The following is a 12,066-nucleotide window of genomic DNA, read 5'->3' on the forward strand; positions in this document are numbered from 1 at the left end:
GAGTGTATCATCGTGAGCAACTTCAACTTTAATGCGCTGAAGGAGCGCTTAAGAGAGCACGCGACGGCGATCTTTCTCACGGTGACCGTTCTGGTGGTCATCCTGGGCGTTGCTCTGTCAGGCGAGCACCGGCAGCCTGTCCCCGGCTCCGTGGCGGCGCGAGAGCAGGCGCAGCAAGGAGACTGGCGGTTGCGCCCGGAGCAGCAGGAGAGGGAAGCCCGCCCGCGGCAGAAGCAGGAGCAACAGGTGGACGTGCAGGACAGGGCGGAGATTGCGGGGCTGCCGCTATACGTCAACCGTTCGAGCGACTATATAGGAGTCAGAATAGACCCGGGCGAGTGGGAGACCGTGGCCGGGGGCAAGGTTTCCGGCCTGGCGCTGGAGCCACTCTGCCGTGACCCCCAGGCCGTGAGCCCCGAGACGTCCGGGGTGCAGCTCGTGGTTCCCTTGAACGGCAAGACCCTGGAGTTCGGCGTTTGTCAGAAGTTTGGGGGCGCGAGCCTGACCGACTACGCCTACAAGACCACGGTAACGGTTCTGGTCGACGGAACGGTGGTTAGGGAGGTTTACGCGACAAAGGACCGCCTCCTGCTTTCTCCGGTGAAGGTGGAGGCAAAGGGGGACCAGATGGTGCTGAAGATCGGCACTGCCGGGGACGCGGACGGCAACGCTTCTGCCGGCCCCTGGTTCCCGCTGATCCTTGCAAATCCCGTTGCCCAGGAGGAGTGTGAGATTCGATGAACCCGATGACGTATGTGTTTTTCACGATCCTGCTGCCGGCGTTGAGGTTGACCTGGCCCTTCCTGGTCACGTCGATCCTGTTTGACGCCGTGTTTCACGTGGGGAGCACCGCGTCCACGGTCGCGGCGTTTGCGGCCGAGGGCGCGTACCTCTTTTACCTTTACCGCTCGCAGCGGCACGTGTTCGGGCCTTTTGTTTTGCGCTGGTGGCCCTTTGGGGTTGGCGCGCTGGCCGCCGGGGCGCTCCTGAAGGCCGGCAGCGGCCCCCTCGCGCTGCTGGCGCTGCTGGTCGCGGGGGGCTACTACTACCTCTACTGGCAGCACGTCTACCGCGAGCGCTACGAGCCTCCTCCGGAAGCCGGCGCTTTCCTTCCGGGCTGCGGGCTGCCACCATATGAACAGGCGCAGGTTAACGCCGAGGCCGCCCGGCGAATAGCGGCCTCCGCGCAGGCCGGAGGGGGAGTTGCGGCGCGAGAGGAAACGGTCGAGGACGTCTGGCGCGAGATCGAGTCTCTGGTGGGCCTCGGTCCCGTGAAGGATGCCCTGCGCCGCGTGGTCGCCCTCGTGGTCGCAGACCGGGAGCGGCGCGAGCAGGGGTTGCCCCCGCTGAGGCAGACCCTCCATATGGCCTTCCTCGGCAACCCCGGCACGGGCAAGACCACCGTAGCAAGGTTGGTGGGCAGGCTGTTCCGGGCGCTGGAAGTGTTGCCGTCCGGGCATTTAGTGGAAACCGACCGGAGCGGGCTGGTGGCAGGCTACATCGGCCAGACCGCGCTGAAGACGCAGGAAGTGGTGAAGAGGGCTCTGGGCGGCGTCCTTTTCGTGGACGAGGCCTACTCGCTGGCGCGGGGCGGCGAGCAGGACTTCGGCCGGGAGGCTCTTGACGCGCTGATCAAGGCGATGGAGGACCGCCGGGAGGACCTCTGTGTGATCCTGGCGGGCTACACCGACGAGATGCGGGAACTGTTCAAGCTCAACCCCGGCATGGAATCCCGGATCGCCTTTACCCTGGAGTTTCCGGACTACACGCCGGAGGAGCTGCTAGAGATCGCGGGCCTCTACGCCTCAAAACGCGGCTGGAGATTGACCCCCGAGGCCGAGAAGGTGCTGCTGGAGCGGTTCCGGCGGGACGCCTATCGGATCGGGGAGATGGGCAACGGTCGCTTCGCGCGGAACCTGGTGGAGAAGGCGGAGCAGGCCGCGGCCCTGCGGATCGCCAGGGGCGAAGGCGGGGTGGACGTACTGACCGCGGAGGACTTCGCGGAGTGAAAAGGGGGTTCCTTCTATGGACGCAAAGAAAGCAATGGTGGCGGCGCTCGCGGTGCTGCTCGGGGCCGTCTTGCTCATCGTGGGGGCGGGAGGAGGAGTCTCCTCCCGCAGGCCCGCGCGCGGACCGGTGCCCCTGCCGGCCGGGCCGGTGGCCGTTCGCGAGATAACCCCCACGGACCCGGACATCTCCGGCGCCCTTTACCGGAGCGTGGTGGAGATAAGACCCCGCGGGGACTGGAACGAAACGCGCGCGGCGACCGTAACCTGGGTTCTCTCCAAGAGGTACTCTGCCGCAGCGTTCACGCTCACGCAGCCGGTCCCGCGCAAGAACCTCGAAAGCTACGCTCCGACGCTGGTGGAGGTTTACCTCGACGGGAAGAAGGCCTGGTCGCGTCGGGTGAGCAAGGATGCGCTCTTGACCAGCCCCGCCCGGGTGGCGTTGCGCGTCGCGGGGGCGGAATGCCTGACGCTGCGCGTGGCGGCCGAGGGTGGCGATCCGTGGGTGACGAAGAGCCCCTACACGGTCTGGCTTGCCGGTTTCGAGCTGAAAAACAAACAGGGGGGATGATCCGTTGAGAGACCCGATGGAAGTCCTGTTTCAAGCGAAGGAAAGAGGCGTAACCCTGGAAGCCCTCGTCGGCGGCCTCGACTTTCCCGACGGCACGCCCACGTGGGTCCTGACCTTCCCTGACCTTGACGGGGTGCGCGGCCTGGTGCCCGCCTCCGAGGCGGGCGTGCCGAAAGAGCTGATGCCCCGCTTCGTGGGGCAGGAAATCCGCGTGAAGGTGAAAGGTATCGACCGGGAGAACGGCCTGGCCGCGTGCTCCGCGCGCGAGGCGATGGCCGAGGCGGCGGAGCGGGTGCTGCCGAAGCTGGCCGGGGACCCGGAGCGCGTCTGGGAGGCGACCGTGCGCTGCGTCGTTCCCGGCGACCCGCCGAAGCTTCTGGTGGACATAGGCGGCGCGCTGGCCGAGGTCCCGCGCAGGGAAGCCCTGGTGAGCCTTGTGAAAACGCTTTCGGAGCAATACCCTCCCGGGAGCAGGGTGAGGGTCATGGCCACCAGGGTCGACCCGCAGACGGGTCTGGTGGAGGCGTCCGTGCGCAAGGCGCTCCCCGATCCCTGGGAGAGGGTAGACTTCAGGCGCGGGCAGTTTATCTCCGGCACCGTGGTCCGCACGGACGGCGCGAAGCACGTTTTCGTCGAGCCGGACCTGGCCCCTGGCGTTTTGGGCCTTGCCCCCTACCCGCTCGTCGGGGAAGTTTCCAGGGGCGACCGGGTGACGTGCGCCGTGGCGAGCTTCGACAGGGGCAGCCGGAAGCTGCGGCTGCGGCTGAGGGGCAGGTTGGCGTAGAGAGGGGCCCGGCTGAGAAAGCCGGGCCTTGCTTCTTCTCCGGTTTTCCGCTACCATCACAGACGAGGGGGCGAGAAGATGCCGGTAATCGACGACAAACGCTGAATTCGGCCCGGGCGCGGGCGACCGCGCGCCGGGCAGGAAGGAGGCGTTCCGATGGAAGAAAAAGAACACGTGGAAATGGAAAGGAACCTGGCGAGGGACGTGGGGCTGTTCTCCCCGCCGGAAACCGGCGTCAAGGTGACGATGCAGGAGCTTGTCTTCGACAAAGGGATCAACGAGTACAGGAGGGTACCGATCCATTCCGTCGCTTACAAAGACGGGTTCCGGGTGGTCTACATGCCCCGCGAGATGGCGCATATGTTCGGGTACCTGCCGGACGCACGGCTCGCGCTGGCCGCGTTGTCCACGTTGTGGCTCGAAAGGAGGAACGGCGACACCGTGAAGACCACGCTGGGCGAGCTGTGCCGCACCGTGGGCCTGACGCCGAACGGGCCGAACCGGATGCGGATGAAAAACGCGCTCCTGACGCTCCACCACTGCCGTTATATGAACGTCGACTTCTTCACCGAGGAAGTCAAAGACAAGCGGGGCAGGACGGTCAAGGTGGAGGGCCGCCGCGAGACGCATACGGTCCTGGTGCCCCACCTGGAGTTTTTCGAGGCGGTAGTGGACGGCAAGCGGCGAGAGGCCACGGTCGCGGCGCAGCTTTGCAGGCCGTTACTCCGCGCGCTGGCCCTGGACGTGCCGAAGGCCAGAATACCGCTTGCCGCTTTAAAGTCCACCTACGGGCGCACCAAGGCGGGCAGGCACGTGCAGAACCTGCTTTTTTACCTGTCCGGGATCACGCCTGCAAAGAGAGGCCATCCGCTCCACCCGAAGATAGACACTTTGATAGATAAGATGCGGCTGCAGGACAAGAGGCGCGATAAAAACGTCAAGCGGCTGAAGGCGGCGTTGGACGATCTCCGGCAAGCGGGCTTTATCGAGTGGTGGAAGTTCGACGGCGACTACTGCGTGATCCAGATGCGAAACAGGAAAAAACAAGGACTTGAGGGCGATGGTAAAAATTAGGTAGTAGTAATCAATAGGACGGAGGTTAGTAATCAATAGGACGGAGGTTAGTAGTCAATAGGACGGGGGTTAGTAATCAATAGGACATTTCGACGCCGGAACCGCTTGCGGCTGTAAGCTTCCCGGTTCCGGTGAAATACTTTAAAGACCTTAAAGACTTTAAAGTGCGTGCCGGTCTCTTTTAAGAGAGACCGGCACGCCTTCTTTTAAAGTCTTTTTAAGGTCGTTCTTTGGTGTCTTTTTTTCCGGGATGGTCTCTGGGGTCTTTTGTCCCACACGAAGGGGCCGCCGCGCGGCGGCCCCTTTCTTTTTCGGGAGGTGTTTCGCTATTCGGGAGGTGTTTCGCTATGCCAAAAAACTACCGGCGCGGCTACCGGGCGGAGCTGGAGGCGAAGAAGCGGCTGGAGGCGGAAGGCTTCGCGGTGATCCGGGCTGCAGGGTCGAAGAGCCCTTTCGACCTGGTGGCGCTCGATGGAGAGGTCGTCCGCTTCGTGCAGGTCAAGCGCGTGAAGAGCGGCAACGGCGGCCTGGCGAAGGTCTTGCGAGAGCTTGAGGTGGTATCGGTGCCGCCGTGCGCCCGCAAGGAAATCTGGCTGTGGCGGGACAGGGAAGGCTTCGTGGAGAGGAGGGTTGCGCGGTGAGCAAGACCGGGAAGGCGCGGTTTACCAAGGCCGCGAAGCGGCTGGAGCGGCTGGTGGGCGCGAAGGACCGCCTGACAGAAGAGGAGCGGGACAGGGCGGCCGGCGCGCTGTGGGAGCTGTTGATGGCGGCGGTGCAGACATGCCTCGAAAGGACAGGTGGGAAGGTTTTCAGCGAAAGATGGGGGCAGGGCGTGGTGGCGGACGGGCGCGCCTACGTCTTCATCTTTGCCTCCGCGCTGGGCGCTTACGATCGGGCGGGCTTCCCGTTGCCGCCGGGGAGCGCGGAGGGTGGGCAGCTGGCCGTTTTTGGCCTCTTTGTAGAGGATGAAGCGGTTGTCAACGCCCCCCGGTTGGCCCGGGCGATGAACGTATTCGCCGATGTTTTCGTGGTGGGTGTGAGCAGGGAAGGAAAGCTGGTTAAAGTCGATGCGGTGGGTTACGTCAGACATCTGGTCAAGGAAATGACGGACGCGAAGGGCGCGGTGCGCTTCGCGAAAAAACGGGGAGTGACGGACCTGCAACATTTGCGGTCGCTGCAGCAGCTCTGGCGCGACTACTGCGAGGGGCGGGTGGTTTTGTGAAAGGCTTCGTGACTTCTCCGAAGGCCGCCCGCGCCTTGGATTTCCTCCGCCGCGCCGGTCCCGCTCCCTTCGCCGCTCTCCTGGTGGCGCTGAAGCTGAAGCCCAAGGAGCTGGCGAAGGCTCTGCGGCACCTGAGAGGGGCCGGCTACGCTTTCCCGGCCCGCTACCAGGGCAAAGAGTTCTGGTGCCTCGACGGGGCGCGGCCGTCGGGGGAGCAGGAGGCTTTGGCGTGGTTCGCGGCGCGGCTCGAAGAGGCTGGCGGCAGGTGCGAGGGCGCGAAGGCGCTTTTCCCGAAAGGTCAGGTCCTGCCGGTGCGCGCGAGTGAGGGGCAGGTGCGGGTCGGAGAATACTGTTGTGCCCTGGCGGACCTGAAAGAAAAACCTTTGCGGGAGTGTTTGAAGAGATCGTAGACAGGTTGTTGCGTGCCGCACCTTTTGTGGTATAATATACTTAGTCAGTGTTTTTCAGGGCTTCAGCCCTTTCCTCCCGCCTTTAAGGCGGCAAGACGTCTGCGAGGACGTGTTCCCCCCGGTTCTGCACCGGGCAAGTTTTTGTTTCCCCTCACCTTTCCAGAGGGCAAGGCGTTCCTTTCCGGAACGCGAGAGTGACGTTTCTGTGAGCGAAACGGGCCGGTAGAGGCTCGTCTTTGCTTTTGAAGAGCGCGGCAGGGTACCGCGCGCGTGAGTCTCCCGTTGAGGCCTTCGGGAGTCAGGCACCACGCGCCGCGGTGCCCTTTCGCGTTTTTATAGAGCCTTTTCGGGGCAAAGGCCGCCCCGACAAATCACTCCAATCAAGAAAGGGGTGATTCAAGGGGTGGCCGGGCCTGACGGTTGCCCCGGGTTTATGTCAAAAATGGGAGTTTTTGCGTCTGTTCTGGTGAGTGCGCTTGCGAAGGTCTGCGCTGCTGTCGCCCAGGGTGTTTTCACCGCGTGCCTTGCGCTTCTCGCCTGGCTCGCGGGGATGGTGGTCGCGGCCAACCGCGCCTACAATCGGTGCCCTGCGTTTCGCGTGGCGAGGGCGTGCGCCCGGGCGACGCTGCGGGTTGCGCCGGAAACCCTGCGGGATATTTTCCGTGCGGCGTTTGCGGCCCCCTTCGGTCCCCTGGCCGCGCTGGTCCTGCTGGTCGTCCTCGCCCTGGGCGTGGTGTTCACGGCGAAATACTGGCTCCCGGCGGCGCTGGCCGTGCTGGTTGTCGCCTACGGGGCCGGTCCTGCGACGGCGGTGCGCGAGTGGGCGCTTGAGCGGCTGAAAGGGGGTGCTGCGGCGTGAGCGTCGCTACCTTCTTCGGTATACCCCTGCTGCCTCAAGCGCTTGAAGGCGCCCGACGCGAAGCTTTGAAGCTCACCGCACCCGGGGAGCTGGGTGTCGGCCTCAAGGTGAGGGTCGATCCCGCCCGCGAGGCGGTGGGGATCGGCAAAGCCTATCCCTTCCCGAGCGTGATAACCGCCGAGGTCGAGGCCCTTTACGAGCGCTTTGTGCTCTTCCGGTCCGTGAGAGGCGGCTACCGGTTCACGGTGCCGTGGCACGACCTTCGCGCGGGCATCGTGAGGCTTTTCAAAGAGTAGCTTCGCGGCGCGGCGGGCCCCTGCCCCGCCCTAGAGGGGTGTTTCCCTTCAGGGCGCGGCGGCAGGGGAGCCGCGCCCGGGAGAACACAAATTACCAGGGCCTTTCCCCGGCGGGCCCGCAACCCTGGTTCAGGAGGTGAATCGGGAAGCGGGCTGCCGGGGCCCGTCTTCCCCGCGAGAGGTGTCTTATCTCGACCTTGAGGCGAGGTTCCCCTACACCTGCCCGAAGTGCGGCGGCAACCTGCTGCTGATCTCCGCCGCGGGCGATATCTGGAACGTCGACCCGGCCACCGGCGAACTCACGTGGCGGCAGCAGGTGGGCCAGATCAGGATCTTCGAGTGCAAATGTTGCGGCGAGCTGTATAAGAACATCGACGATTTCCGCCTCCCGTTTCGCCTAAAGGAGCGGGAGTGGGAAGTAGTGGCATATTGAGAGAGAGGCCCGGTTTCGGGTAGCGAAAACACCCGAACCGGGCTTTTTGTTTTTTCCAAGTTAAAAACTTAAGGGAGGTCGATTTTCGATGCGTGAGGTTCTTTGTGAAATTGCCACCCGACTTTCCAGCGCCCCCGACCGGGCTGCCGAGCTCACTCTGAAGCGTGCCGAGATTTCGGACCGGCTGCACCAGGCCCTCGACAGCCTGAAGGCCCGCGAGGCCGAGGTCGCCGGTGCCGTCGCCGCCGAGCGCAACGGCGACGGGAAGCCGAAGTTCCCGAACGAGGCTTCCCGCAACGCCGAAACGAACCGGCGCCTTCAGGCCGACGCCTCCTACCAGCAGGCGAAGGCTGAGGCCGACCGGCTGCGCGCCGAGCTCCGGCAGTTGGATGCCGAGATTGAGCGCGTAGGTCGGCGGCACCGGAGCGACGCCAACCTTGCGTATCTTGCGGCAAACCTTCTCGCCGCCGGGATGCGCGGGGAGTTTGAGGCCGTGCTGAAGGCTTACGGCGGGGTCCAGGCGGAGGCCGAAGCTAAAGCCGAAGCCCAGGATAGGCCGGAAGCTGAAGTCAAGAAGCCGGAAGCTGAGCGGGACGTAGAGACCGGCACCTTCACGGTGACCGAAGCTCGCCTCACCTCAAAAGGCGTGCTCCGGGCCTACTGCGAAGGGCCTGACGGCAAGGTTGCGGTCTACGCCAAAAACGGCGTAGCCAAGGTCTTGTCGGGCGCGGTCGGCGGCAAGGTGAGCGTGAAGTTCAAGAGGCTCGACAAGGGCCTCTTCGCCCTGGAGGCGCGCCCGGTCGCTTGACCGGGCCGCCTTCAAAGGCGGAAAAAGGAGTGGTAAAAATGTTTATGAGCGGTTATAATGGCCTTGGGGTGATTGATATGGCCGTGCCACGCGAATACATAAAAGCCTTGATTGACCGGCTGACCGACAATCAGGTGGAGGCCCTCCGGGTGATCCTGGAATCTATGGCCTGGCCGACGGAAAAGATCACGCCGGAAGAAGCTGCGGAACTTGAAGAGGCAAGGGCCGAAATACGGGCCGGCAAGGGCATCAAAGCCGAGGATGTTTGGCGTGAGTTGGGAATTTGAGATTATTTTCTCACCCCGGGCCAAGAGACATTTGAAGGCACTGGATAAAAGCGTTCAAACCCGCATCAAAGAGGCCATCAGCAACAATTTGACTTGCTTTCCGCCGAAAGGCGACGTGATCAAGTTGGAAGGCGGAGCGGGGACCGAACTGCGGTTGAGGGTTGGCGACTGGAGAGTGGTGTTCGAGTACCATTTCAAAGAAAGACAGGTCCATATCCTGTCTATTAAACATCGCAGCGAAGCGTACCGGAAGAGAAGGTAACTTCCTCCCCAGAGGTGACGGACGTCATAATGGCCTTGCCCGGAAGGGCGGGCCGCTTCTTGTTTTTAAAACGCAATGGGGCGTGCCGGGCCGCCTCGGTGATGAAAAGTATGATTGACTTTCATCCTCCTGGTATGATACCGTTAAATCGGGAGGTGGCTTCGGTGAGCGCGAAGATCACAGTGAGCCTGCCCGAGCCGCTGCTGGCCGTCCTCGACCGGGTGGCGCGGCGGCTGTCCACGACCAGGAGCGGCGCGGTGGCCGAGCTCCTGCGGCGGGCCGAGCGGGAAGAATTGGAGCGGGAGCTGGAGGAAGGGTACGCCGCCTGGGCGGAATCCAACAAGGCGGACGCCGAGTTCTTCCTTCCGGCGCAAGCCGAGGTGGTGCTGCGGGATGGAAGTTAAGCGGGGCGACGTCTTCCTGGTGGATTTCAATCCAGCACGGGGAAGTGAGCAGGCGGGCTTTCGGCCCGCCCTCGTCATTCAAAACGACGTGGGGAACAGATATAGCCCCACCACCATCGTGGCGGCGATCAGCGCGGCCCCCGAAAGGACGTACCCGTTCCTGGTGCGTCTTGGCGCCGGGGAAGGCGGCCTGGAGAGGGGCAGCGCGGTGAACGCCAGCCAGATACTCACCGTGGACAAGCCCCGGCTGGTGAAGAGATTGGGCAGCCTCTCCGCCGAGCGGATGCGCGAGGTGAACCGGGCGGTCAAGATCAGCCTGGGTTTGGAGTAGTCCACGGCGGCGCGAAGATTTTGGGGAAACGGGGGTTCATCGGAGCTAATGCAGATGTGCTGGGAGGCGTTTGTCGAAAGTGAGCGGGAAGGTTGAATGCGTTCTCCACGAAGTGCGGAGCATTTATCCGGTCGGGGACCGTTACCTGATCCTGGAGTTCGAAACCGGGGAATACCGCGTGGTCGACACCCGGCCTTTCTTGAAAGGGCCGGTGTTCGAGCCGCTGAAGGACCCGGCTTTCTTCCGGCAGGTGAAGGCGGACCCCGACGCGAAAACGGTGGTCTGGCCCAACGGGGCCGACATATGCCCGGACGTTCTTTACGCGAAGAGCGTTCCGCTAAAGCTGCCGGAAGAGTTGGGCGCGTAAAGTTAAAACCAAGCGAGTTTTTGGAAGCGGCCTGAATGTTCGGGCCGCTTCTCTTTTTAAGGGTTTTAAGGGCCTTCCGGCCCGCAAACCGTTCGCAAGGAGGTGAATGGGGCGGGCCGGGAGAGGCCCGCCCCGCTTTGAATGAACGCCGAGGGAGCGAGAGAAGCGTTGCGCCGCTTGCTTAAGATGTTCGAGTCCGGCGACCTGCCGGAAGCTGTCGCCCGCACCCTGATCCGGCCAAAAGGCGGTATCACCAGACCGTGCGACAAGTGGAGTCTGGGCAACCGCCTCCTGATGCTGGCGGCCGGGACTGAGGACGCGCGGGGTTACAGGCAGTGGCAGGAGGTCGGCCGATATGTCCGTAAAGGCGCGAAAGCCATCTACATCTTTGCGCCGGTGACGAAGAAGAAGGTCGAGCGCGTCACCGATCCCGAGACCGGCGAGGAGCGCGAGGAAGAGCGGACCGCGGTCGTCGGTTTTCGGCACGTCCCCGTGTTCCGTTACGAGGACACGGAGGGGAAGCCGCTGCCGGTGCCGGACTACGCGCCGCCGGAACCGCCGCCCCTGGTCGAAGTAGCCAAAGCGTTCGGGGTGCGGGAAGTCCGCTACGAACCCGCCGGGCGCGATGGCTGCTACGGCTTCTACGCCTGGCAGGGCGGCAAGCGGATCGTCCTGCACAGCCATGACGTGTTGACCTGGTTCCACGAACTGGGGCACGCGGTGCATAACTCCTTCCGTCCGCTGCGCGGCGGCCAGGTGCCCGAGCAGGAGATTGTCGCCGAGGTGTTCGCCGCGACGATGTGCGTCCTGTACGGGATGCCGGGCTACCTGCGGCACGCCTGGGAGTACGTGAAGGCTTACTCCTCTCAGGACCCGCAGCAGGCGCTCAAGGCGATCTTCCGCGTCCTGTCGGACGTGGCGGAGTGCCTGAAGCGGGTTTGGGAGGTTCGGGAGCGGCAGGAAGGGGGTGCGGCGGCGTGAGGGAATACGACAACGGCGTCTGGCGGTACGTCCCTGCCGGGAAGGACGTGTGGGGCCGGCCGGTCTACGCGGCCTACTTCCTGGGCAGGTTCGCCGGGTACCGATACCGGCGAACTGCGAAGGACTTCGCCCGCCTGCGGAAGCTCTACGGGCACGATGTCCCGGCGTCAAGGTGGGAGGAGTGCCCGGAGTGGTGTGTGGTTTTGTATTGACGGGAGCAAGACGGAATAGTAAGATGGGGGCAGGTGAATCTGTTGAAGAAGATAGCCCGTTTCAGGTGGGACACCTGGAACATTAACCACATCGCCAAGCACGGCGTGAGGCCGGAAGAGGCTGAAGAGGTATTTTCAACGAACCGGTCTTGCGGAAAGGCCGTGGCGGCACCCGCGTGGCGTTGGGCAGGACGGACGCCGGGCGGCTGCTGGCGGTGATATACGCGGATAGGCCGGGCGGTGTGGTGTACGTTGTAACAGCGCGAGATATGGACCGCAAGGAGAGGCGGCTGTACCGCCGCGAAAGGGGGCGTTGAACGGTGAAGGAAGAAAAGACGATCCCGGAATTCAAGAGCGAGCAGGAGATGGCCGACTTTTGGGACACCCACAGCGTAGCCGACTACTGGGACCAGCTCGAACCCGACGAAATCGAGCTCGCGCCCGAGCTGGCTGCGAAGATCGCGGAGCGGTCTAAGACGAAGCGCGTCACCCTGCGGCTGCGGGTGTCGCAGATTGAGGCGGCGAAGCGGATAGCGAAGGAGAAAGACATACCCTACCAGACCCTCCTGCGGTCCTGGATCGCGGAGGCGATCAGGAGGGAGCAGGAAAAGAGGGCGTAGGCCGAAGCGGCACGGAGAGAAAGGCCGGGAGAAAATCCCGGCCTTTTTGTTGTGCGCCCGGCATGGGCACTGTCTATAGGGTGAAAGTCCCGAACGACGAAGGTAGCGGTAGTCGTTAGCTTAAGGCAAGGGTGTCCGC

The 12,066-nt window shown here is 63.7% G+C and carries 21 protein-coding genes; all 21 read left to right on the forward strand.

The genetic code is table 11. From position 1 onward, the window contains the following. Positions 1–12 precede the first annotated feature (12 nt). Entirely contained in the window at positions 13–741 is a 729-nt protein-coding gene (locus tag EDD75_RS10945; RefSeq protein WP_123932076.1) for a hypothetical protein, read from the forward strand. Beyond that, a complete protein-coding gene (locus EDD75_RS10950) occupies positions 738–2,009 on the forward strand; it encodes an AAA family ATPase (protein ID WP_211328206.1) in 1,272 nt (423 codons plus the stop codon). The genes EDD75_RS10945 and EDD75_RS10950 overlap by 4 nt, the downstream gene beginning before the upstream one ends. 16 nt (positions 2,010–2,025) lie before the next feature. Further along, positions 2,026–2,577: a hypothetical protein gene (locus tag EDD75_RS10955; protein WP_123932078.1), complete on the forward strand. Its 552-nt coding sequence runs from the start codon at positions 2,026–2,028 to the stop codon at positions 2,575–2,577. Positions 2,578–2,581: 4 nt separating this feature from the next. After that, positions 2,582–3,361 carry a hypothetical protein gene (locus EDD75_RS10960; RefSeq protein ID WP_123932080.1) on the forward strand — a complete coding sequence of 260 codons (780 nt, stop codon included), beginning with the start codon at positions 2,582–2,584 and terminating at the stop codon, positions 3,359–3,361. A 156-nt stretch (positions 3,362–3,517) separates the two neighbouring features. Continuing rightward, a complete protein-coding gene (locus tag EDD75_RS10965; protein WP_123932082.1) occupies positions 3,518–4,435 on the forward strand; it encodes a hypothetical protein in 918 nt (305 codons plus the stop codon). Between the two features lie 347 nt (positions 4,436–4,782). After that, the gene (locus EDD75_RS10970) at positions 4,783–5,076 is read left to right on the forward strand and encodes a PDDEXK family nuclease (protein ID WP_123932084.1); all 294 of its coding nucleotides are present in this window, start codon (positions 4,783–4,785) and stop codon (positions 5,074–5,076) included. Continuing rightward, the gene (locus tag EDD75_RS10975; RefSeq protein WP_123932086.1) at positions 5,073–5,657 is read left to right on the forward strand and encodes a hypothetical protein; all 585 of its coding nucleotides are present in this window, start codon (positions 5,073–5,075) and stop codon (positions 5,655–5,657) included. Before EDD75_RS10970 ends, EDD75_RS10975 begins: the two co-directional genes overlap by 4 nt. Further along, positions 5,654–6,067 (forward strand): hypothetical protein, encoded by a 414-nt coding sequence (locus EDD75_RS10980; protein ID WP_123932088.1) that lies wholly within the window; start codon positions 5,654–5,656, stop codon positions 6,065–6,067. The genes EDD75_RS10975 and EDD75_RS10980 overlap by 4 nt, the downstream gene beginning before the upstream one ends. Before the next feature lie 442 nt (positions 6,068–6,509). Further along, positions 6,510–6,926, forward strand: coding sequence for a hypothetical protein (locus tag EDD75_RS10985; protein ID WP_123932090.1), 417 nt, complete (start codon positions 6,510–6,512; stop codon positions 6,924–6,926). Further along, positions 6,923–7,222: a hypothetical protein gene (locus tag EDD75_RS10990; protein WP_123932092.1), complete on the forward strand. Its 300-nt coding sequence runs from the start codon at positions 6,923–6,925 to the stop codon at positions 7,220–7,222. Before EDD75_RS10985 ends, EDD75_RS10990 begins: the two co-directional genes overlap by 4 nt. 181 nt (positions 7,223–7,403) lie before the next feature. Beyond that, positions 7,404–7,655, forward strand: coding sequence for a hypothetical protein (locus tag EDD75_RS10995; protein WP_123932094.1), 252 nt, complete (start codon positions 7,404–7,406; stop codon positions 7,653–7,655). 88 nt (positions 7,656–7,743) lie between these two features. Then, the gene (locus tag EDD75_RS11000) at positions 7,744–8,463 is read left to right on the forward strand and encodes a hypothetical protein (protein WP_123932096.1); all 720 of its coding nucleotides are present in this window, start codon (positions 7,744–7,746) and stop codon (positions 8,461–8,463) included. Positions 8,464–8,501: 38 nt separating this feature from the next. Further along, on the forward strand, positions 8,502–8,750 hold the full coding sequence (locus tag EDD75_RS11005; RefSeq protein ID WP_123932098.1) for a hypothetical protein: 249 nt from the start codon (positions 8,502–8,504) through the stop codon (positions 8,748–8,750). Continuing rightward, positions 8,734–9,012: a type II toxin-antitoxin system RelE family toxin gene (locus EDD75_RS11010; protein ID WP_170157819.1), complete on the forward strand. Its 279-nt coding sequence runs from the start codon at positions 8,734–8,736 to the stop codon at positions 9,010–9,012. Before EDD75_RS11005 ends, EDD75_RS11010 begins: the two co-directional genes overlap by 17 nt. 164 nt (positions 9,013–9,176) lie before the next feature. Next, on the forward strand, positions 9,177–9,416 hold the full coding sequence (locus EDD75_RS11015; RefSeq protein WP_245963175.1) for a ribbon-helix-helix domain-containing protein: 240 nt from the start codon (positions 9,177–9,179) through the stop codon (positions 9,414–9,416). Next, entirely contained in the window at positions 9,406–9,747 is a 342-nt protein-coding gene (locus EDD75_RS11020) for a type II toxin-antitoxin system PemK/MazF family toxin (protein WP_123932102.1), read from the forward strand. Before EDD75_RS11015 ends, EDD75_RS11020 begins: the two co-directional genes overlap by 11 nt. Before the next feature lie 79 nt (positions 9,748–9,826). After that, the gene (locus tag EDD75_RS11025; protein WP_123932104.1) at positions 9,827–10,114 is read left to right on the forward strand and encodes a DUF2442 domain-containing protein; all 288 of its coding nucleotides are present in this window, start codon (positions 9,827–9,829) and stop codon (positions 10,112–10,114) included. Between the two features lie 168 nt (positions 10,115–10,282). Beyond that, positions 10,283–11,095 (forward strand): ArdC-like ssDNA-binding domain-containing protein, encoded by an 813-nt coding sequence (locus tag EDD75_RS11030; RefSeq protein ID WP_211328207.1) that lies wholly within the window; start codon positions 10,283–10,285, stop codon positions 11,093–11,095. Continuing rightward, positions 11,092–11,307 carry a hypothetical protein gene (locus EDD75_RS11035; RefSeq protein ID WP_123932108.1) on the forward strand — a complete coding sequence of 72 codons (216 nt, stop codon included), beginning with the start codon at positions 11,092–11,094 and terminating at the stop codon, positions 11,305–11,307. The genes EDD75_RS11030 and EDD75_RS11035 overlap by 4 nt, the downstream gene beginning before the upstream one ends. Positions 11,308–11,349: 42 nt before the next feature. Continuing rightward, the gene (locus EDD75_RS11305) at positions 11,350–11,526 is read left to right on the forward strand and encodes a BrnT family toxin (RefSeq protein ID WP_211328208.1); all 177 of its coding nucleotides are present in this window, start codon (positions 11,350–11,352) and stop codon (positions 11,524–11,526) included. Between the two features lie 101 nt (positions 11,527–11,627). Next, complete coding sequence (locus EDD75_RS11045) at positions 11,628–11,927, forward strand: CopG family antitoxin (RefSeq protein WP_245963176.1); 300 nt, start codon at positions 11,628–11,630, stop codon at positions 11,925–11,927. Positions 11,928–12,066: the final 139 nt, after the last annotated feature.

This window comes from Thermodesulfitimonas autotrophica (assembly GCF_003815015.1).
Taxonomy (GTDB): Bacteria; Bacillota; Desulfotomaculia; order Desulfotomaculales; family Ammonificaceae; genus Thermodesulfitimonas; species Thermodesulfitimonas autotrophica.

What these genes read in the sequence shown, in the direction of transcription:
- EDD75_RS10950 (WP_211328206.1), top strand. Translation starts at nt 738, where the DNA reads ATGAACCCGATGACGTATGTGTTTTTCACGATCCTGCTGCCGGCGTTG.
- EDD75_RS10965 (WP_123932082.1), top strand. Translation starts at nt 3,518, where the DNA reads ATGGAAGAAAAAGAACACGTGGAAATGGAAAGGAACCTGGCGAGGGAC.
- EDD75_RS11020 (WP_123932102.1), top strand. Translation starts at nt 9,406, where the DNA reads ATGGAAGTTAAGCGGGGCGACGTCTTCCTGGTGGATTTCAATCCAGCA.
- EDD75_RS11005 (WP_123932098.1), top strand. Translation starts at nt 8,502, where the DNA reads ATGTTTATGAGCGGTTATAATGGCCTTGGGGTGATTGATATGGCCGTG.
- EDD75_RS11000 (WP_123932096.1), top strand. Translation starts at nt 7,744, where the DNA reads ATGCGTGAGGTTCTTTGTGAAATTGCCACCCGACTTTCCAGCGCCCCC.
- EDD75_RS10955 (WP_123932078.1), top strand. Translation starts at nt 2,026, where the DNA reads ATGGACGCAAAGAAAGCAATGGTGGCGGCGCTCGCGGTGCTGCTCGGG.
- EDD75_RS10985 (WP_123932090.1), top strand. Translation starts at nt 6,510, where the DNA reads ATGGGAGTTTTTGCGTCTGTTCTGGTGAGTGCGCTTGCGAAGGTCTGC.
- EDD75_RS10970 (WP_123932084.1), top strand. Translation starts at nt 4,783, where the DNA reads ATGCCAAAAAACTACCGGCGCGGCTACCGGGCGGAGCTGGAGGCGAAG.